The organism is Synechococcus sp. FACHB-909, from assembly GCF_014698945.1.
Lineage (GTDB): Bacteria > Cyanobacteriota > Cyanobacteriia > PCC-6307 > Cyanobiaceae > Cyanobium.
In genome coordinates, this window is sequence record NZ_JACJTY010000001.1 from 391,303 (window position 1) to 410,011 (window position 18,709).

The window sequence follows — 18,709 nt, forward strand, 5'->3', positions numbered from 1 at the left end:
GACCATGCTCAGCGAACGATTCTCCTGGCGCGCCATCGCCGCGCAAGAGCGCCTCTCGGAGTTGAAGCGATGACGATCACCACCACCAGTCTGATGTCTCTGAGGGAGTTCTTCAGTGACTATCGGATTCTCATCTGCTTCAATGGCCCCATCTCCACCACGCTGATCGGCGAGATTGGATCCGCACTCAAGGAACACATCGAATCCAATCACGCGCCTGAACTGGAAGTCATGGATGTGTTCAGTGTGTATATCGAAATGAGTCAGAATATCAGGAATTACGCCACCAGCCATGGCTTCAGCGATGCCGAGTCCTCCGCCACGGTCGTGATCGCGGCCGCCGAGGCTGGCCATTACGCCGTCTGTGCAGGTAACCTCGTTGAGATGGAGGATGGAAAGGCCCTGCTGAAGCGGATCCACGAACTCGCCGCCTGTGACAAGCCCCAGCTGAAGGCGCTCTACAAACAGCAGTTGCGCCAGCCCCACTCCCAGACCCCGGGCCAGGGCGCCGGCCTGGGTCTCATTGAGATTGCCAGGCGCTCAAGCCAACCCATGGAGGCCTCCCTTGACCCCCTTGAGCCCGGTCGCGCTTTCTTCAGCCTTCGGGCCATCATCTGATCCCATGACCAGCAGCGAAGAACTGAACCTGTCCGTACCGGGCTCCCAGTCCAGCCCTTCGATCCGTGCGGACTGGAAGGCGGGTGTCGTGGTGATGAGCGGTGAGTCCTATCCTGAGAATTCCTTTGAGCTCTACGACCAGCTGATCCAGTGGATTGAGTCCTATCTCACCACCGCCAACCACTCACTGACTCTCGAGCTGCATCTCAACTATCTGAACACCAGCAGCATCCGCTTCATGATCGACATCTTTGATCTGCTGCAGACGGCGTTTGATGAGGGCAAGGAAGTGCTGGTGCAGTGGATGTTTGATGACCGAAACCCTCGCTCCGCCGAGCTGGGCTCCGAATTCAAGGAAGACTACACCTTTCCTTTTCTGATCCTTTCCATCAACGCCTGACATGCCAGAGACTTCCGGCCCCAAATCTGACGATCAGCTGGAACAGGAAGTCATGGCCGTCCTGGCAGATCAGCGTTACGACAATGATCCGGTCCGGAACCTGCTGGCCAGATTGTGGCACCGCATCGAAGAGCAGGTAGACCGCCTTGAGCGGGTTGCCGATATCTCCGATCTCTACCAATCCCACGTTCTGGAGAGCAACCGCAGCCTCACGAATCGCTACGAGAAGCAGCTGCGCCAGATCAAGCGGGTGGTGCGCATCTCTGACCTCTATCAGGCCTCACTGAAAGAGGTGAATCTCACCCTGTTCGAGGCTTCCACCCACGATCCCCTGACAGGGATCTCCAATCGTCGCTTCATGGCGGAGCGCTGCCTGGAGGAGGATCAGCGGGCCAGCAGGCATGGCTCCACCTATTCGATGATCATCCTCGATGTTGACCACTTCAAACTGATCAACGACGACTATGGGCATGCCACCGGCGATCTGATGCTGGTGGATTTCGTCAAGGCGCTTTCCGGCAGCCTCCGCCACTACGACATCATCGCCCGCTGGGGTGGGGAAGAGTTCCTGGCCCTGCTGATCGATGCCGATCTGGCCACGGCCGAAGGGGTGGCCAAGCGGATGCTGGCCAACATCCGCAGCATGCGCGTGTCCATCGACGACATGGAGCTGAAGCTCACCGCCAGCATGGGCCTGACCGAGCACAAGGCCGACGAGAACTACGACGCCACCTTCCGCCGCGCCGACAAGGCCCTGCTGATGGCCAAGAACAGTGGTCGCGATCGCCTCGTCGTGATTGATCCCGGCGACCCCCTCGGCCATCGGGAAATCAGCACCCTGGCGGCGACGGAGTAGGGGCCACCCACCCAAGCCAGCTCAGCGAATGAGCCGGCGGCCGCAGGGCCGCCGGCGAGGGCTCAGGCCTCAGGCTTGGCCAGCGGCAGCAGACACTTGTCGGAATCGCAGCCGGCCGGGCCGGCTTCGATCAGCTCGCCGCCGTCGTACTTCTGCAGGGCCAGGAAGAAATCGCCGCACACACGCCGCTGTTCGACCTCGCCCACCATCCGGGTGTAGGTGGCCTGATCGATCGGCTCGAAGGGCAGCCGCGGGAAGGTGGCGTTGGCATCGAAGCGGGCCAGGAGTGCGGCCGAGATGTAACCCTCCCCGTTCTCGATGGCGTGGTGGATCGCGGCGGCCAGGGGCTCGATCTCATGCTCACGGAATTCCACCGTCGCCGAGGTGTTGTGGGTGGTGTAGTAGCGCTGCACCTGCATGTAGAAATCGAACTGGGCCAGGGCGGAGAAGTTGTTGATTTCCACCCGGTCGGCCCCGGGCAGGTTGGCCCAGCTCACCTCGGTGGGGATCTCCACCAGCCATTCGGTGCAGCGCGGATCGAAGGGATCATTCAGCAGCCGCCCCTGCTCGTCCTTGTCGGACTGGGAGGGAACGATCGCGTAGCCGTACTCCATGCAGGCCAGGGCCACCGGATCGTTCTTGCGGAAGGTGATGCGGCGGATGAAGCGTTGGGCCTTGGGGGGATGCCAGCCGGGGCTGGCGCCGGTGAGCAGGCTCTTGGTGCCGGCCGGCTGGACGGTGGTGCAGCGATTGGGACGGCGCATGCCATGGCGGTCGCAGTAGTCCCATACCGCCTCGTGCACCCAGTCCTTCCAGCGGGACAGGTAGGCCGCCTCCTGCTGGCGGAACGCCCGGCCCTCCTCGCTGTCGGGACGGCCCGCCTCCCACCACTGCAGCCAGGGGGTGCCGAAGGCGTGGACGAAGAAGTCGAACAGGCCCGTGAAGCTGACCCCCACGATCGGGTCCCAGGCCCGGCTGCGGCGATAGCGCTCGACCTCGAAGCGGTGGTTCAGCAGGCAGGCCACCGCCAGACCGCCGGCCTTGAAGGCATCCTCCTGGGCCTGGTGGTCGGCGGGGTCGATCCGGTTGAGATGGATTTCCGCCAGGTTGCAGTGGAAATCGGCACCGAGAATTTCACCGCAGGGGTTGAGGCCGTAGCGACAGAGTCGGTGTTCAAGCTCGTCGGCGCCGATCTCGGGGTGGTGCAGCTGCAGCCAGCGGCCGGCTTCCTCCCGCCCCTGGTCGCAGTAGATGCCGATGAACTCGGTGCGCAGCTCCGGGGTGGTCAGCAGGTCGGCGTTGGAGCGGGCGATGGCCTCGGGGGCGAACTGGATGGCCCCCTCGCCCGACTGGAACTGCTTGGTGACCGCTTCCAGCACCACCTCGCGGCTGGGACGCACGTGAAACACGCGCGTGTGGTTGGCCATGCGCAGGGCGTCCCGCTCGGGGTCGATGCGCCAGTTGCCCTGGTCGTCCTGCTGCCACAGGTTTTCCTTGGCACCGAGGGCGGAATCGTCATCGGCACAGAACTGGCGCATGCCGGCGCTGCGGCGGATGTTGCCGGCCACGATCGTGACCGCCGCCTCATCGATCAGCAGGCAGCACTCCACCGAGGTGAGCTGGCGGCCCCTGGCCTTGTTGAGGATCTGGGCGACGCGGCCGTAGAGATCCTTCAGCTTGACCGGATTGGCCATGCCTCCGAAGCCCTTGAGGGTTTCCCCCACCGGCCGCACGTCCGAGAGGTCGACCGAGACATGAACAGGACCGTCAAAGCGCTCGTCGCTGCAGAGGTTGAGCAGCAGCCGGTAGCTCTCCACCCAGCCGGCCCGGGTGTCGCCGACCCTGACGCTGACGTGATGGCCATCGATCACGTGGCTGGTCTGCTGCTGGCGGGAGCCGATCGGGGTGAGGCCGATGTCGGTGACGCCATCGATGACGAGGGTGTTGCGGATCTTTGGCAGCCGGCTGATCAGATGGGGCTCGATGATGGCGCCGGTGCCGCAGCCCATCATCGCCAGATCCATCATCAGGGCGAAGGCTTCCCAGTCCACCAGGTTGGTGGAGGTGCAGTTGTAGGCGCCGGAGAAGTTCTCGGATTGCTCGATCCATTCGGTGCCGCCGATCCACAGCCAGCGGCCGGAGGGGAGGGCCATCTGGTGGCGCTGCATGCGCCGGATCAGCTCCACCTCGGAGGCGTCGAGGGAGCCCAGGACCCGCAGGCCCTCCAGGTTGCGCTCAGCCACCTCGTGCCAGCTCTCCCGACCACCGCTCGCGGTCTTGCGGCTGTAGGTGCGATAGAAGACCGGATAGGCCGCCGGAGCGGTGACCGGGAAATCCGCCGCCGGCGCTGGGATCGCGTCGCTGCCGGCAGAGGTCGCCCCGGCAGACGCTGCCCCGGCAGACGTTGCCCCGGCAGTGGTCGCCGCCGTGTCGGGGGTGGCTGGACGGGCGGCGGAGATGGTCACGGTGGGTACGGCCGGATCGTGTTGCGCACCATAACGCCACCGGTAGGGTCTGCAACGCCCCGACCCCACCAGCCACGGTGCCTTTGGCGCCCGAACGCGATGCTGGAGCCATGGAGCGGATCTGCGAACCGGAGCTGATGGACGAGCCGCTGCAGGCCGAGGCCTACGCGGCGGCGGATTTCTCCAGCGGTGACCTTGCCGTGCTGGAGCGGATCGCGGCCCTCCCCGCCCTGCGGGGGAGCGGCGACGGGGAGGGCCTGAACGTCGTGGATCTGGGCTGCGGACCGGGCAACATCACCTTCCTTGTGGCGCGGCGCTGGCCAGAGGCCCGGGTGCTGGGCATCGACGGATCGGCCGCCATGCTGGCCATCGCCGAGCGGCGGCGGCTGGCGCAGCCGGCCGCCCACCGCCAGGTGCGCTTCCAGCGGCTGGTGCTGCCCAGCCCCCAGCTGGCGGGCCCCTGCAGCGCCGTGGTCAGCAACAGCCTGCTGCACCATCTCCATGATCCGGGCGTGTTCTGGGGAGCCGTGAAGCAGCTCTCGGGTCCGGACACCAGCCTCTACGTGAGGGATCTGCGCCGGCCGGCGAACGCCGCCGACCTCGAGGCCCTGGTGGCCCGCCACGCCGGCGCCGCGCCGGAGGTGCTGCGGCGGGACTATGCCCATTCCCTGCGGGCGGCCTTCACCGCCGCCGAGGTGATCGAGCAGCTGGAGGCCGCCGGGCTGGGGGGGCTTCAGGTGCGGGAGGTGGACGACCGGTATCTGGAGATCCAGGGCCACGGCCTGCCTGGCAGGCTGGCCCCATGACCAGCCGACCCCCCTCCGTCCCCGTTCCGGACACCGACGCCGCGGCACTGGCGGCGGCGGTGAGCCGGCGCCGCAATTTCGCGATCATTTCCCACCCCGATGCGGGCAAGACGACCCTCACCGAGAAGCTGCTGCTCTACGGCGGGGCCATCCAGCAGGCCGGGGCGGTGAAGGCCAAGGGGGAGCAGCGCAAGGTGACCTCCGACTGGATGGAGCTGGAGAAGCAGCGCGGCATCTCGATCACCTCCACCGTGCTCCAGTTCGACTACGCCGGCAGCACGATCAACCTGCTCGACACCCCCGGCCACCAGGACTTCTCGGAGGACACGTACCGGACCCTGGCCGCCGCCGACAACGCCGTGATGCTGGTGGACGCGGCCAAGGGTCTGGAGCCCCAGACCCGCAAGCTGTTCGAGGTCTGCCGGATGCGGCGGATCCCCATCTTCACCTTCATCAACAAGATGGACCGGCCGGGGCGCGAACCCCTGGAGCTGATCGACGAGATCGAACAGGAGCTGGGGCTGGCCTGCTGGCCGGTGAACTGGCCGATCGGCAGCGGCGACCGCTTCCGCGGCGTCATCGACCGGCGCTCCCAGGATCTGCTGCTGTTCGAGCGGGCCGAGCGGGGCCGCCAGAGCCTGGAGCGGCGCCTGGCCCCCGGCGATCCCGATCGGGCCGGGCTCGTGGAGGCGGAGCTGCTGGAGCTGGCCCAGGAGGAACTGGAGCTGGTGGAGGGGGCCGGGGCGGCGCTGGATCTGGAGCGGGTGCACGCCGGTGAGCTGAGCCCGGTGTTCTTCGGCTCGGCGATGACCAATTTCGGGGTGCGCCCCTTCCTGGATGCCTTCCTGGAGCTGGCCCAGCCGCCGGTGGCCCGGGAGAGCGACCAGGGACCGGTGGATCCGCTGCGACCGGAGTTCAGCGGCTTCGTGTTCAAGCTCCAGGCCAACATGGACCCCCGCCATCGCGACCGCGTCGCCTTTGTGCGGGTGTGCAGCGGCCGCTTCGAGAAGGACATGAACGTGCGCCACGCCCGCAGCGGCCGCACCATCCGCCTGTCCCGCCCCCAGAAGCTGTTCGGCCAGGACCGGGAGGTGGTGGAGGACGCCTACCCCGGTGATGTGATCGGCCTCAACAACCCCGGCATGTTCGCCATCGGCGACACCCTCTACACCGGTTCGCGGGTGGAATACGAGGGGATTCCCTGCTTCAGCCCGGAGATCTTCGCCTGGCTGCGCAATCCCAACCCCTCGGCCTTCAAGAGTTTCCGCAAGGGGGTCAACGAGCTGCGGGAGGAGGGGGCCGTCCAGGTGCTCTATGACACGGATCCCAGCAAACGGGACCCGATCCTGGCGGCGGTGGGCCAGCTGCAGCTGGAGGTGGTGCAGTACCGGCTGGAGAACGAGTACGGCGTCACCAGCCGGCTCGAACCGCTGGAATTCAGCGTCGCCCGCTGGGTGAGCGGCGGCTGGCCGGCCCTGGAACGGGTCGGCCGCCTGTTCAACTGCAAGACGGTCCGCGACGCCTGGGACCGGCCGGTTCTGCTGTTCCGCAACGACTGGAATCTGCACCAGCTGCAGGAGGACCATCCCGAGCTGGAGCTGCACGGGGTGGCGCCGGTGGTGAGCGGGGTGGAGCCGATCGCCCTCTGAACCCGGGGCGCCGTTGGGGTCGGTGCGGGGGAAACCCCTCCCTCGCGCAACCCCGGCGGAGGGGGCAGAATGAAGCAACAAATCGTCACGCCGCAACGGACGGTCACTGCGATGCCTCGATCCGTGACGCCATTCCCGCTCTGGCTTGTGCGTCCCCGCAGCGACGGGGGCAGTGATTACGTCAGCTTCCAGCCCTCCCAGGGGGCCGTGGAGATGCGGGAAGGCAGCCACCTGCCCCCCCAGATGCCCCTGCTCAAGCGGCGCCGGTCCCTGGCCATCGAGGAGGCCGAGGCCTGCCGTCGCCGTCTGCAACAGGAAGCCGGATATCACCGCAGTGAACCGCTTTTTTAGCCTTGGCTCGATACGCTCGTTGGTATGAACCAAGGATCCGACCTGCCCCATCCGGGCCCTGACGCCTCCGATCCGTACGAGCGGCTGGGTGTCGCCCCGGATGCCTCCTTCGACACGGTCCAGGAGGCCAAGCTGGCTCGGCTCCAGGAGGCCGGCGAAGATCCGATGGTGCGCTCCCGCATCGAGGCCGCCTACGACGCCGTGCTGATGGATCGGCTCAAGGAGCGTCAGCAGGGGCGGGTCAGCAGCGCCGCCCGTTCCGCCTCCCAGCGGGAGCAGGCCTCACCACCCCCGAGCCGGCCCGCCCTTTCGGCCCTGCCGAGCCTGCCCCAGCTTCCCCCCTCGCGACTGCCGCGCCCGAGCTTCTCCCTGCCCCGTCTGCAGCTGGCCAGCGGCCGCGATCTCTGGCTTCCCCTGGCGGCCGACGGGGTGCTGCTGGTGCTGCTGGTGCTGATGCCCGGCGCCGCCCCTGAGCTGCTCACGGCCCTGGCCACGGGCGTCACCCTGCTCAACCTGCAGCGGCGCAACGGACGCTTTCTGGCGGCGGTGGGCTGGTCCTTCGCCCTCCTCTGCGTGGGTCTGGTCCTCGGAGGCCTGCTGGCCGGTGGGCTGGGGCCCTCCCTGAGCTCGGCCCTGCCGGTCTCCACCCTCCAGCTGCAGAGCATTCCCGCCATCCTGCTGCTGCTGCTCGGAGCCCTCCTAATCGCCTGAGCCCTGCTCAGGCCAGGTCTTCACGCCACAGCGGCCAGCTCGTTGATCAGCTCCTGCAGTTCCTCGGCCCCCACCCGGTAGACCTCACTGCAGAAATGGCAGGTCAGTTCCGCCTGGCCGTCCTCGCTGAGCATGGCGCTCAGTTCATCGCGGCCCAGAAGCCGCAGGGCGCTGACGCTGCGGTGGCGGCTGCAGGGGCAGTGGAAGCGCACCGGCTGCTCGATCGGAGCCGCCTCCAGGGGCTGGGGATCGAGATCCGGAAAGATGTCCTCGAACAGGGCATGAAGCTGGTGGGCATTGGCGGCGAGCCGCTCGCTGAAACCGGTGATCTCCCGGCAACGCTCCTCCAGCAGGGCCACCAGGGCCGGCTCCCGCGCCGCCTTCGGCAGCACCTGCACCAGCACCCCACCGGCGCAGCGCACCCCGGAACTGTCGATCGTCTCCCCCACGAACAGGGCCGAGGGGGTCTGCTCGGAATGCAACAGGTAGGAGGCCACGTCCTCACCGATCCCGCCGCTCACCAGCTCCACGGTGCTGCTGAAGGGTTCGCCCTGGCCCCGGTCCCGCACCACGTGCAGGTAGCCGGTGCCGGTGGCGCGGCGGAAGTCGAAGCGGTGGCCGCCGTCCGCGTCGGGGAGCAGATCGAGCTCCAGGTCGGGGCGGCCCACGTAACCCCGCACGCTGCCGTCCCGGCCCGCATCCACCATCAGGCCCCGCAGGGGTCCGTCGGACTGGATGCGCAGGTTCACACGCCCATGGGCCACCTTCATCGAGCTGGCCAGCAGCAGGGCCGCCGTCATGGCACGGCCCAGCAGGGCGGTGGTGAGAAAGGAGAGCCCGTGGCGTTCCCGGGCCACGCGGCTGGCCGCGGTGGTGGTGACCGCGACCATGCGGATGCCGCCGCCGGCGCCGGTGGCCCTCAGCAGGCTGTCCCCCATGAACTGAGCCCCCATGAACTGGCCTCCCATGAACCGATCCCCCACCATCAGCAGGTCATCGTAAGGAGGCGGATCGGGGCGCCTCCAGGGGCCCCAGGGCGCCGGCCTCCAGCCGCCAGCCGTGGTCGATCACACCCCGGAACAGCTCGGGTTCGTGGGTCACCACCAGCAGGGCCCGCTCCCGGGCCAGGTCGGCCAGCAGCTGCAGCACCTCCTCCCGCACGGTCCAGTCGAGGCCGGCGGTGGGTTCATCGAGCAGCAGCACCCGGGCATCCCGCACCAGCTGCACCGCCAGCGCCAGGCGCCGCTGCTGACCGCCGCTGAGCCGCTCGGGAGCCTGCTGCAGGGAGAGGTGGCCGAGACCCACCTGCTCCAGCACCGCCTCAGCCTTCTCGGCGGTGAGCCGCCGCTGGCCCAGCTTCAGCTCCTGGCCAACCGTCAGGCCGAGGAAATGGCGTTCCGGGAACTGGAACACCAGGCCGCACAGCCAGCGGCGCTGGCGGCTGTTGAGGGCCTCCCCCTGCCAGAGGATGCGGCCGGCATCGGCTTCGGCCAGGCCGCAGAGCACCTCCAGCAGGGTGGTCTTGCCGCTGCCGCTGCGGCCGGCCACCAGGGCCGGGGCTCCCACCGCCAGCTGCAGCGACACGTCACGCAGCACCGGCGCGGCCGCCGTGGCCGGGTGATAGCGCAGACCGATGACGTCGAGCATCCCACCAGCATGCCGTCCGGCGCTGCGGCGCCGGCGCCCGGGAACGTGTTGGATGGGGGGACACGCGCGCCGTCTCCCCTTCTCCATGGATGTCCGATTTCGCGAGGTGGATCCGTTCAACTGCTGGATCTGGCTGCGCTTCGCCGACCAGCCCGGCGGGTCCGAGCGGGGCTACGTCGAAACGGCCTTCGACAGCTGGTTCTTCCTCGGCAAGCTGGGCGGCTTCAATGCCGAGAACCTGCAGACCCACGAGGGGGGTGTGGACCTGGGCTGGCTCCCCTACGACACCGAATCCGCCGAACGCTGTCTCCCCGCCCTGATGCACAACATGGGGCCGATGGAGTACCAGGACGACTGGGCCCGCTGCTGGGTCGACCTGGGCACCAGCGATGCCCTGGCCCTCGATGTGCTGATCAACGCCCTGCGCCAGCTGGACAACGACGTTCTCGAGATCACCGAACTGGTGATCGGCGGCCTCAACGAGGACTGGCCGATTGACGAGGAGCCCGAGAGCCCGTTCACCGGAGACTGATGGGGCGGGAGCTGCGCCGGCTGCTGATCACCCCGGAGCGGATCGCCGCCCTGGCGGCCGGGGGCCCGGAGCTGGCCAAGCTGGCCCTGGAGCCTCCGGAACGCCACTACCTGGAACGGGTGCTGCGCTACCGCCCCGGCGACCGGCTGGCGCTGGTCGACGGTGTCGGCGGACTCTGGACGGCGGTGCTCGACCCCGAGAGGGGCCTGCGGCTGGAGCAGGCCCCCGAGGCGCCGCTGCTTCGGGAAGCCCAGCCAGGACCGCCCCTGGAGCTCGCCATGGCCGTGCCGCGGCGGGAGGCGGATCTGGTCTGGCGCATGGCCACCGAACTGGGGGCCGACCGGCTTCAGCCCCTGCTGGCCGAGCGTGGCGCCCCTGGTGAGCGCTGTCCCCTCGAGCGCTGGCAGGGGATCGTGCGGGAGGCCACCGAGCAGTGCGAACGGCTGTGGCATCCGGTGCTGGCATCTCCCCAGCCGGCCCGGGAGTGGCTGAGCCGGCCCTCGCCCGGGATCAGCCTGCTGGCCACCACCCGGCGGGAGGGGCTGCCCCTCTGCAGCCAAAGGCTGCGGGAACTGCTGGACGGGGCGGGCGAGGGCGCGAGCGACACGGAACCAGCGGCCGGCCTCCGGCTGGCGATCGGTCCGGAAGGGGGCTGGAGCCCCCAGGAGGAGGAACGGGCCGAAGCCTCCGGCTGGCAGCCGGTGAGCCTGGGGCCAACCATCCTGCGCACGGCGACTGCCGCGGTGGCCGGCCTGGCCCTGCTGGCCGACTGGCGAGCGCTCAGGAGCGCATCATGCCGGCCGCCATCTCCTTGAACACGCCCAGGTTCGCCCCGGGGGTGCGGCGCTTCATCGGGGTGGCGCCCCCGGCGGTGACGCAGTCGGGGGCGAAGGTGGCCAACGAGGGTGCCGGCCGCAGCGCCTCGGCGGCGGCCAGTTCGGCCGCGATCGCCTCGGCGGTGGTCAGACCCGAAACGGGCTGAGGGGTGCCCTCAGCCGCCGCCGGGGCTGCAGACGCCGCAGGCTTGGCTTCGGCAGGCTGGGGGGCGGCTTTGGCCGCTGGCTTGGCTTCGGCCTTGGGGGGGGCCACCACGGCCGGGGGCTGATTGCCTTCGCCGCCACCCAGATCGAGGAAGAACTTGGGTCGTTTGAAGACCATTCGGAGCACCGCCGGATGCAGCGATTATCCGCCGAAGCCGGCGCCCCGCAGCGCCTGGCTTAGATCTGTGCAACACAACCGGGCCCCCGCCATGCTGCCGCTGCCGCCCCAGGACCTCCTCCACTGGCTGGCGGCCCTGGCGATCAACGGGCTGCTGATCGGCCTGGCCCAGCGCCTGCCCCTGCTCACCCCGGCGGGCTGGGTGCATGCCGGGGTGCTCGGCACCCTGCTGTGGGGAAGCCTGGGCTGGCGCGGCTGGCTCGCGGTGGTGGTGTATCTCGCCCTGGGCAGCGCGGTGACGAAGCTGGGGTTCCGGCGCAAGCGGGAGCTGGGGCTGGCCGAGGGGCGGGAGGGGCGCCGGGGGCCGGAGAACGTCTGGGGCTCCGCCCTGGTGGGGACGGTGCTGGCCCTGCTGACCTGCCGGGCACCGGCGGCCATGCAGCCCCTGCTCCTGGCCGGATTCGCCGCCAGCTTCGCCGCCAAGCTCGCCGACACCTTCGGCAGCGAGATCGGCAAGCGCTGGGGCCGGCACACCGTGCTGATCACCAGCCTGCGGCCGGTACCCCCCGGCACCGAGGGGGCCATCAGCCTGGAGGGCACCGCCGCCAGCCTGCTGGGCAGCGTCCTGATGACCCTGGCCATGGGGGCCCTGGGGGTGATCCGCGGCTGGCCGCTGGCGGCCCTGGTGGGCGGTGTCGGGCTGGTGGCCACCCTGGCCGAGAGCGTGGTGGGCGCCAGCCTGCAGCGTCACTGGCGCTGGCTGAGCAATGAGGTGGTCAACGGGCTCCAGACCCTGCTGGCGGCCCTGCTGGCGATGGCGCTGGTGCCGTGGCTGTCGCCGACTCTGGGCTGAGGGCCTGCTGGCGCCATGAGAGGGCGGCGCGCCTGAGGCGATCGAGGGCGGCGTCGTGGCGGCGCTGGGCCTGGCGGGCCGGCATGCCCAGCTGCCGGCCCAGCTCCACCCAGGTGCAGCCGCCATCGAGGCGGCCCACCAGCAGCTCCCGCTCCCGGGGATCGAGATCGGCCAGCTGCTGGCGCAGCCACTGACGCTCTGCGCCGCGGGCTTCGCTCTCGCCCGCCGCCGCCTCATCGCCGCAGGGGGAGGCGGGGGCGGCCAGCAGATCCAGCAGGCAGCTGGCCGCTTCGGACTCGCCACCACCCGGGCCAAGGGGGGCATCCAGGCTGCGCACCCGGGCGGCCCGGCGGATCGCCAGGGCCTCCTCGAGCCGGGCCGGATCACAGGCCAGCCGGTCGGCGAGGGCGGCGGGCGGCAGGGGATCGAGCCCCTGGCGGCGGCGGGCCTCCTGCAGGCCCAGCACCTGCTGATGCAGATCCCACAGGGGCCGGGGCGGACGCACCAGGGGCTGCCGATCCCGCCGTTCGCGGCGCATGGCACCCTGGATGTACGGCACCGCAAAGCTGCTGAGGCTGACGTTGCGGTCGGGATCGAAGGCCTCCACCGCCCGGATCAGGCCGAGGCTGCCCACCTGGGCGAGGTCCTCGAAGGCCATCCCCGCGTCGGCGCCCTGGCGCCCGGCGATGCTGTACACGAGCGGCAGGTTGTCCTCCACCAGCAGGTTGCGCCAGCGCAGCCGGACGACCGGATCGGTGGCCTCGGCGAACGCCTTGAGCCGGCGACGGTTGCGGCTGCGGCGATCGACGATGGCCTCCGGGACCTCACGGCAGCCCGGACACAGATCCGGGGCCGGCACCCGGCGGGTGCTCTGCACCAGCGCTGCCGGCGGCGGGGGCGAAGGGGGCGGGGGGCGATCCATGGCGGTGGGCTCAGCGAGGGGCCGTTCCTTCAGGGTCGCCGTCGGCCACGGGCGGCGGTTCATCCCACGGGGGGAGCGGCTCTCATCCGATCGGGTGATGCCAGCGGCAGCGGCCCGGGGAAGAATGGCGGCTGGGTTCGCCCCGGGATAACTGACGGCCGGGCCGGCGGTTCAGAAGCCAGCCGTCACGCTGCTGTGGGGATCGAGCCCGGCCCAGTCCAGCAAAGCCCTCCAGGAACGCAGGCGCCGGTAGAGCTGGCCGTGGCCGTCGCTGTTGAGGTGCAGGCCGTCGCTGCCCAGCCACTGCAGCCAGTGGGGGTCGGCCAGCAGGCCATCGAGCAGGGGCAGGAAGGGCACGTCGGCCTCCATGCAGGCCTCCTCCAGCAGGCCCTCGTAATGGCGCACCGTGGCCAGGTCATACCAGAGCATCTCGGCGAAGGGCATCACGACCTCATCCACCGGGGTGAGGCCCAGCACGAACAGCGGGGCGATCGACGCCAGCCGGGGGAGCAGCTGCTTCAGGCCGAACAGGAAGGCGTCGGGGGCCAGCTGGTGGCGGCCGTCGGGCCGGCCCACCCGGGCCGTGTCGTTGAGGCCGATCGACAGCAGGATCCCCTGGGGCAACTGGCGGCGCAGTTCACCCCGGTGGCTCACCTCCGCCTCGGCACGGGCCGCCAGCCGCTCCAGCCCATCCCCTCGCACCCCCAGGCCATAGAGCACCGGCCCCTGGGGCAGCTCCATCCAGTGACGCCGCAGCCGCTCGCACCAGCCGCCCTGCTCCGGATCGCCCCAGCCGTAGACCCCGCTGTCGCCGAGCACCACCAGCTTCTTGGGCACCTGCACAGGCGGGGCGCTCAGAGGCTGGCGCCGAAGCGGCGCAGCCGCTCCAGGCCATCGTCGATCGTGGCCGGGGACGCCGCGCAGGACAGACGGATGCAGCGGTCATCGCCGAAGGCGGCACCGGGCACCACCGCCAGCCCCACCTCGTCCAGCAGCCGCCCGCAGAGGGTCATCGAATCCAGGCCCCAGGCGCTGACGTCGGGGAAGGCGTAGAAGGCCCCCTCGGGGGGCAGCAACTCGAGGCCGCTGATCGCCATCAGGCAGTCGCTGAGGCGGGAGCGCCGACGGCTGAATTCGGCCGCCATCTCCTGGACGCAGTCACGCGAGCCGCTGACAGCCGCCAGGGCACCGAACTGGGCAAAGCTGCAGACATTGCTGGTGCTCTGGCTCTGCAGGGCGCTGGCGGCGGCCACCACATGGCGGGCGCCCGCCAGCCAGCCGATGCGCCAGCCGGTCATCGCCCAGCCCTTGGCGAAGCCATTGACGATGAAGATCCGCTCGGCGAGGTCGGGCGCCACCGCCGCCAGGCTGTGGTGCACATGGCCGGGGGAGAGCAGCAGCTCGTAGATCTCGTCGCAGACCACCGCCACGGCCGGGTGGCGGCGCAGCACGGCGGCGATCCCCTCCAGCTCGGAGCGGCTGAGCACCATGCCGGTGGGATTGGAGGGGCTGTTGAGCACCAGCAGCCGGCTGGCCGGGGTGATCGCCGCCTCGAGCTGCTCGGGGCTGAAACGGAAGCCACCGCTGGCATCGGTGGTGAGGCAGCAGACGCTGGCCCCGGCCAGGTGGGCCATCTCCGGGTAGCTCAACCAGTACGGGGCCGGCAGCAGCACCTCGTCACCGGGGTCGAGCAGAACCTGGAAGAGGTTGTAGAGGGCCTGCTTGCCCCCATTGGTCACCAGCACCTGGTCGGGACGGGTGGGAACGCCGTTCTCCTGGCTCAGCTTGGTGGCGATCGCCTGGCGCAGCTCAGGCTCGCCCGCCACGGGCCCGTAGCGGGTGTGGCCGGCCTCGAGGGCCTCGGCGGCCGCCTGGCGGATGAAGGCGGGGGTGTCGAAGTCGGGCTCCCCGGCGCTGAGGCTGCAGATGTCCTTACCCTCGGCGCGCAGCTCGCGCGCCTTGGCGGTGATGGCGAGGGTGAGCGATGGCTGCAACGCCTGCGCCCGGGCGGAGAGCGGCAACGGGGCCGGCATGGCAGCGCGCGCCTTCTGGAGGGCGCGATTCGGCAATCCCGCCATCTTGCCCTACGCCCTGCGCCATGCCGAAGAATGGGGCGATGGCCGGCAATCCCCTGCAACCATCTCCCCTGCAAGCATCCCTTCTGGGTGAGGCCCCCGCCACCGCGGAGCCTGCCACTGCGGAGACGCCCGACCTTGCGGCCCTGGAGCGGGAGTGCCGCGAGTGCCGCCGCTGCGGCCTGGCGGAGGGCCGCCAGCGGGTGGTGGTGAGCCGCGGCGATCCGGCCGCCCGGCTGATGGTGATCGGCGAGGGGCCCGGCGCCCAGGAGGACGCCAGCGGCCGGCCGTTCGTGGGCCGGGCCGGCCAGCTGCTCGACCAGATGCTCGCCAGCGTGGGGCTGGACAGCGAGCGCGATGCCTACGTCTGCAACGTGGTGAAGTGCCGTCCACCGGACAACCGCCGGCCCACGCCCCAGGAGATCGCCGCCTGCGCCCCCTGGCTGGCCGCCCAGATCGCCGCCGTCAATCCCTCCGTGGTGCTGCTGGCCGGCGCCACCGCCCTGGAGGGGGTGCTGGGGATCAAGGGGGGGATCTCCCGGCTGCGGGGCCGCTGGCATCCCTGGCAGGGCCGCTCGGTGATGCCCGTGTTCCATCCCTCCTACCTGCTGCGCAATCCCTCGCGGGAGCAGGGCTCGCCCAAGTGGCTCACCTGGCAGGACCTGCAGGAGGTGCGGCGGCGCCTGGACCAGGACCAACCGTCGACACCCTCTTTGTGACAGGCTTTGGCCACCACCGGCCCACCCAAGATGACCGGCACCCTGGCCACATCCACCACCACCGCTCCGGGGACCTCCCCCCTGCCGGCCGACTGGGCCAGTGACCCCCGCTTCGACACGGTGATCCGCCGTCGGCGCACGCGCAGCGTGCAGGTGGGCGACGTGTGGGTGGGCAGCGAGCACCCCGTGGTGGTGCAGTCGATGATCAACGAGGACACCCTCGACATCGAGGGGGCCACCGCCGGCATCCGCCGCCTGCACGAGGCGGGCTGCGAGATCGTGCGGCTGACGGTGCCGAGCCTCGCCCATGCCAAGGCGGTGAAGGAGATCCGCCAGCGGCTGGAAGACAGCTACCAGCCGGTGCCGCTGGTGGCGGACGTGCACCACAACGGCATGAAGATCGCCCTGGAGGTAGCCCAGCACGTCGACAAGGTGCGGATCAATCCGGGCCTGTACGTGTTCGACAAGCCCGATCCCAACCGCACGGAGTTCACGGCCGAAGAGGTGGCCGCCATCGGCGAACGCATCCAGACCACCCTCGAACCGCTGGTGAGCCTGCTGAAGGAGCAGGACAAGGCCCTGCGCATCGGCGTCAACCACGGCTCCCTGGCGGAGCGGATGCTGTTCACCTACGGCGACACCCCCCTGGGGATGGTGGAGAGCGCCATGGAGTTCATCCACATCTGCGACCGCCTCGACTTCCACAACATCGTCGTGTCGATGAAGGCCTCACGGGCCCCGGTGATGCTGGCGGCCTACCGGATGATGGCCTTCCGCATGGACGCCGAGGGCTTCCACTACCCCCTGCACCTGGGGGTCACCGAGGCGGGCGACGGCGACTACGGCCGGATCAAGAGCACCGCCGGCATCGCCACCCTGCTGGCCGAGGGCCTCGGCGACACGATCCGGGTGTCGCTGACCGAGGCGCCGGAGAAGGAGATCCCTGTCTGTTACTCGATTCTGCAGGCCATGGGGCTGCGCAAGACGATGGTGGAGTACGTGGCCTGCCCCAGCTGCGGCCGCACCCTGTTCAACCTGGAGGAGGTGCTGCACACGGTGCGCAACGCCACCGCCCACCTCACCGGGCTGGACATCGCCGTGATGGGCTGCATCGTCAACGGCCCGGGCGAGATGGCCGACGCTGACTACGGCTACGTCGGCAAGACCCCCGGCACGATTTCCCTCTACCGGGGGCGGGAGGAGATCCGCCGGGTTCCCGAGGCCGAAGGGGTGGAGGCGCTGATCGCCCTGATCAAGGAGGACGGTCGCTGGGTCGACCCCTGAACGGGGAGCCCACCCCAGGCATCGGCGCTACGTTGGAACCACGTTTCAGACTCCTTGAGGATCCCCACCATGGGCAGAGCTCGCGCCACCGTCGTGGTGCTGGTTGGTCTCGGAGCCTGCGCCGCCACGGCGGTGATGGCCCGGGAGATGGTGCTGACCCCCACCGGAACCGTGTCGATCAGCGACAGCCCCAAGGAGGTGATGGACCAGGCGTGGCAGATCGTCTTCCGCGACTACCTGGACACCACGGGCAAGTACACACCTGAGCAATGGCGCAAGCTGCGCCGCAGCGTGCTCTCCAAGAGCTACAGCACCCCCAAGGATGCCTACGAGGGCATCCGCGGCATGCTCGGCACCCTCGACGATCCCTACACCCGCTTCCTGGACCCGCGGGAGTTCAAGGAGATGCAGATCGACACCTCCGGGGAGCTCTCCGGGGTGGGCATCCAGCTGAGCGTCGACAAGGAGACCAAGGAGCTGGTCGTCATCTCGCCGATCGAGGGTTCGCCGGCCTCCAGGGCCGGGGTGCAGCCCAAGGACGTGATCGTCTCGATCGACGGCAAGAGCACCAAGGGGATGAGCACCGAGGACGCGGTGAAGCTGATCCGGGGCAAGGCGGGCACCACCGTGAACCTGGTGCTGCGCCGCAAGGGCCAGAACCTCGACACCCCCCTGACCCGGGAGCTGATCGAGATCCATGCCGTCACCCACCAGGTGAACACGGCACCCGATGGCACCCGGATCGGGTACATCCGCCTCAAGCAGTTCAGTGCCACCGCCACCAAGGACATGCGGGCGGCGGTGCGGGACCTGGAGTCCCAGGGGGTTCAGGGCTATGTGCTCGACCTGCGCAGCAACCCCGGCGGGCTGCTGGTGGCGAGCGTCGAGATCGCCCGCCAGTGGATCAACGAAGGGATCATCGTCTCCACCAAGACCCGCGACGGCATCCAGGACGTCAAGCGGGCCACCGGCCAGGCCCTCACCACCAAGCCGATGGTGGTGCTGGTGAACGAGGGTTCGGCGAGCGCCAGCGAGATCCTCTCCGGCGCCCTGCAGGACAACAACCGCGCCGTGCTGGTGGGTCAGAAGACCTTCGGCAAGGGTCTGGTGCAGTCCGTCCGCGGGCTCTCGGATGGCTCGGGCATGACGGTGACCATCGCCAAGTACCTGACGCCCCGCAACCGGGACATCCATAAGCACGGCATCAACCCGGACGTGCCGGTGAAGATGACCGAGCAGGAGGTCCAGCGCCTCAGGTTGGAGGACATCGGCACCAACCGCGACAGCCAGTATCGGGTGGCCGAGTCCACCCTGCGCAAGCAGCTGCAGGCCGGGGCCGCTCTGCAGAAGGCCTTCGAGCCCGGCAGCGCCAACCTGCCGGCGGCCCTTGCCAAACCCTGAGCCGCTGGAGCACGAGCCGGGCACCCCGCCCGGCTCGGTCTGGGACCTCAAGCCGTGGTGGTGTCAGCCGTGGAGCATCCTGCTCACCGGCCTGGCCATCGTGACGGGCAGCTGGATGATTCTGCACCTGTGGTGGCTCACCGCCGGGGTGTCGGTGGTGATCGCCGCCTGGTGGCTGCTGTTCCTGGTGCTGATGCCGGCTGCCTGGAAGCAGGAGCAGGCCAGCAGCAGCGGCTGAAGAGCGGAAGCTGAGCCGCCGGAC

Annotated in this window: 21 protein-coding genes; 14 read left to right on the forward strand and 7 right to left on the reverse strand. The window is 69.6% G+C overall.

From position 1 onward, the window contains the following. Positions 1-69: 69 nt before the first annotated feature. Genes siaB through siaD form a run of 3 tightly spaced genes read left to right on the forward strand, consistent with a single transcriptional unit; the run spans position 70 to position 1,874 of the window. The gene (gene siaB, locus H6G99_RS01900) at positions 70-618 is read left to right on the forward strand and encodes a biofilm regulation protein kinase SiaB (RefSeq protein ID WP_094584675.1); all 549 of its coding nucleotides are present in this window, start codon (positions 70-72) and stop codon (positions 616-618) included. Positions 619-622: 4 nt separating this feature from the next. Continuing rightward, positions 623-1,018, forward strand: a complete 396-nt coding sequence (siaC, locus tag H6G99_RS01905) for a biofilm regulation phosphoprotein SiaC (protein ID WP_198960068.1) — start codon at positions 623-625, stop codon at positions 1,016-1,018. Position 1,019: 1 nt separating this feature from the next. Beyond that, the gene (gene siaD / locus H6G99_RS01910; protein WP_286145687.1) at positions 1,020-1,874 is read left to right on the forward strand and encodes a biofilm regulation diguanylate cyclase SiaD; all 855 of its coding nucleotides are present in this window, start codon (positions 1,020-1,022) and stop codon (positions 1,872-1,874) included. Between the two features lie 62 nt (positions 1,875-1,936). On the opposite strand, the gene nrdJ is transcribed toward siaD, so the two are convergent. Beyond that, entirely contained in the window at positions 1,937-4,228 is a 2,292-nt protein-coding gene (nrdJ, locus tag H6G99_RS01915) for a ribonucleoside-triphosphate reductase, adenosylcobalamin-dependent (protein WP_190609864.1), read from the reverse strand. Positions 4,229-4,449: 221 nt separating this feature from the next. Between nrdJ and H6G99_RS01920 the strand changes: the two genes are divergently transcribed. The 4 genes from H6G99_RS01920 (at position 4,450) to H6G99_RS01935 (ending at position 7,856) form a co-directional block, all read left to right on the forward strand. After that, entirely contained in the window at positions 4,450-5,145 is a 696-nt protein-coding gene (locus H6G99_RS01920; protein WP_190609539.1) for a class I SAM-dependent methyltransferase, read from the forward strand. Further along, entirely contained in the window at positions 5,142-6,794 is a 1,653-nt protein-coding gene (locus H6G99_RS01925) for a peptide chain release factor 3 (protein ID WP_190609541.1), read from the forward strand. Before H6G99_RS01920 ends, H6G99_RS01925 begins: the two co-directional genes overlap by 4 nt. A 111-nt stretch (positions 6,795-6,905) precedes the next feature. Next, positions 6,906-7,145 carry a hypothetical protein gene (locus tag H6G99_RS01930; protein WP_094584680.1) on the forward strand — a complete coding sequence of 80 codons (240 nt, stop codon included), beginning with the start codon at positions 6,906-6,908 and terminating at the stop codon, positions 7,143-7,145. Between the two features lie 24 nt (positions 7,146-7,169). Further along, positions 7,170-7,856 (forward strand): CPP1-like family protein, encoded by a 687-nt coding sequence (locus H6G99_RS01935; RefSeq protein ID WP_094584681.1) that lies wholly within the window; start codon positions 7,170-7,172, stop codon positions 7,854-7,856. A gap of 20 nt (positions 7,857-7,876) precedes the next feature. On the opposite strand, the gene hslO is transcribed toward H6G99_RS01935, so the two are convergent. Continuing rightward, positions 7,877-8,794: an Hsp33 family molecular chaperone HslO gene (hslO, locus tag H6G99_RS01940; protein ID WP_190609866.1), complete on the reverse strand. Its 918-nt coding sequence runs from the start codon at positions 8,792-8,794 to the stop codon at positions 7,877-7,879. 55 nt (positions 8,795-8,849) lie between these two features. Beyond that, complete coding sequence (locus H6G99_RS01945; RefSeq protein WP_094584682.1) at positions 8,850-9,503, reverse strand: ABC transporter ATP-binding protein; 654 nt, start codon at positions 9,501-9,503, stop codon at positions 8,850-8,852. Positions 9,504-9,588: 85 nt separating this feature from the next. Here H6G99_RS01945 and H6G99_RS01950 point away from each other — a divergent pair, with 85 nt between their 5' ends. Both H6G99_RS01950 and H6G99_RS01955 read left to right on the forward strand, forming a co-directional pair. Then, positions 9,589-10,035, forward strand: a complete 447-nt coding sequence (locus H6G99_RS01950; protein ID WP_190609543.1) for a DUF3531 family protein — start codon at positions 9,589-9,591, stop codon at positions 10,033-10,035. After that, the gene (locus tag H6G99_RS01955; RefSeq protein WP_190609545.1) at positions 10,035-10,850 is read left to right on the forward strand and encodes a 16S rRNA (uracil(1498)-N(3))-methyltransferase; all 816 of its coding nucleotides are present in this window, start codon (positions 10,035-10,037) and stop codon (positions 10,848-10,850) included. The genes H6G99_RS01950 and H6G99_RS01955 overlap by 1 nt, the downstream gene beginning before the upstream one ends. On the opposite strand, the gene H6G99_RS01960 is transcribed toward H6G99_RS01955, so the two are convergent. Further along, positions 10,816-11,193, reverse strand: a complete 378-nt coding sequence (locus tag H6G99_RS01960; RefSeq protein ID WP_094584685.1) for a hypothetical protein — start codon at positions 11,191-11,193, stop codon at positions 10,816-10,818. The genes H6G99_RS01955 and H6G99_RS01960 overlap by 35 nt on opposite strands. 91 nt (positions 11,194-11,284) lie before the next feature. On the opposite strand from H6G99_RS01960, the gene H6G99_RS01965 reads away from it, so the two are divergent. Next, entirely contained in the window at positions 11,285-12,046 is a 762-nt protein-coding gene (locus tag H6G99_RS01965) for a TIGR00297 family protein (RefSeq protein WP_190609547.1), read from the forward strand. On the opposite strand, the gene H6G99_RS01970 is transcribed toward H6G99_RS01965, so the two are convergent. The 3 genes from H6G99_RS01970 to H6G99_RS01980 all read right to left on the reverse strand — a co-directional run bounded on the left by H6G99_RS01970 (position 11,970) and on the right by H6G99_RS01980 (position 15,001). Continuing rightward, positions 11,970-13,031, reverse strand: a complete 1,062-nt coding sequence (locus tag H6G99_RS01970; RefSeq protein WP_190609549.1) for a sigma-70 family RNA polymerase sigma factor — start codon at positions 13,029-13,031, stop codon at positions 11,970-11,972. The genes H6G99_RS01965 and H6G99_RS01970 overlap by 77 nt on opposite strands. Before the next feature lie 108 nt (positions 13,032-13,139). Then, entirely contained in the window at positions 13,140-13,811 is a 672-nt protein-coding gene (locus H6G99_RS01975; protein ID WP_190609550.1) for a GDSL-type esterase/lipase family protein, read from the reverse strand. Positions 13,812-13,822: 11 nt separating this feature from the next. After that, complete coding sequence (locus tag H6G99_RS01980) at positions 13,823-15,001, reverse strand: pyridoxal phosphate-dependent aminotransferase (protein WP_190609551.1); 1,179 nt, start codon at positions 14,999-15,001, stop codon at positions 13,823-13,825. 83 nt (positions 15,002-15,084) lie between these two features. On the opposite strand from H6G99_RS01980, the gene H6G99_RS01985 reads away from it, so the two are divergent. From H6G99_RS01985 to H6G99_RS02000, 4 genes are all read left to right on the forward strand, one after another. Beyond that, positions 15,085-15,762 carry a uracil-DNA glycosylase gene (locus H6G99_RS01985; RefSeq protein WP_286190927.1) on the forward strand — a complete coding sequence of 226 codons (678 nt, stop codon included), beginning with the start codon at positions 15,085-15,087 and terminating at the stop codon, positions 15,760-15,762. 30 nt (positions 15,763-15,792) lie between these two features. Beyond that, positions 15,793-17,046, forward strand: coding sequence for a (E)-4-hydroxy-3-methylbut-2-enyl-diphosphate synthase (gene ispG, locus H6G99_RS01990; RefSeq protein WP_286190928.1), 1,254 nt, complete (start codon positions 15,793-15,795; stop codon positions 17,044-17,046). 69 nt (positions 17,047-17,115) lie between these two features. Next, the gene (locus tag H6G99_RS01995; RefSeq protein ID WP_190609553.1) at positions 17,116-18,447 is read left to right on the forward strand and encodes a S41 family peptidase; all 1,332 of its coding nucleotides are present in this window, start codon (positions 17,116-17,118) and stop codon (positions 18,445-18,447) included. After that, a complete protein-coding gene (locus H6G99_RS02000; RefSeq protein WP_190609554.1) occupies positions 18,434-18,685 on the forward strand; it encodes a DUF6737 family protein in 252 nt (83 codons plus the stop codon). The genes H6G99_RS01995 and H6G99_RS02000 overlap by 14 nt, the downstream gene beginning before the upstream one ends. Positions 18,686-18,709 lie beyond the last annotated feature (24 nt).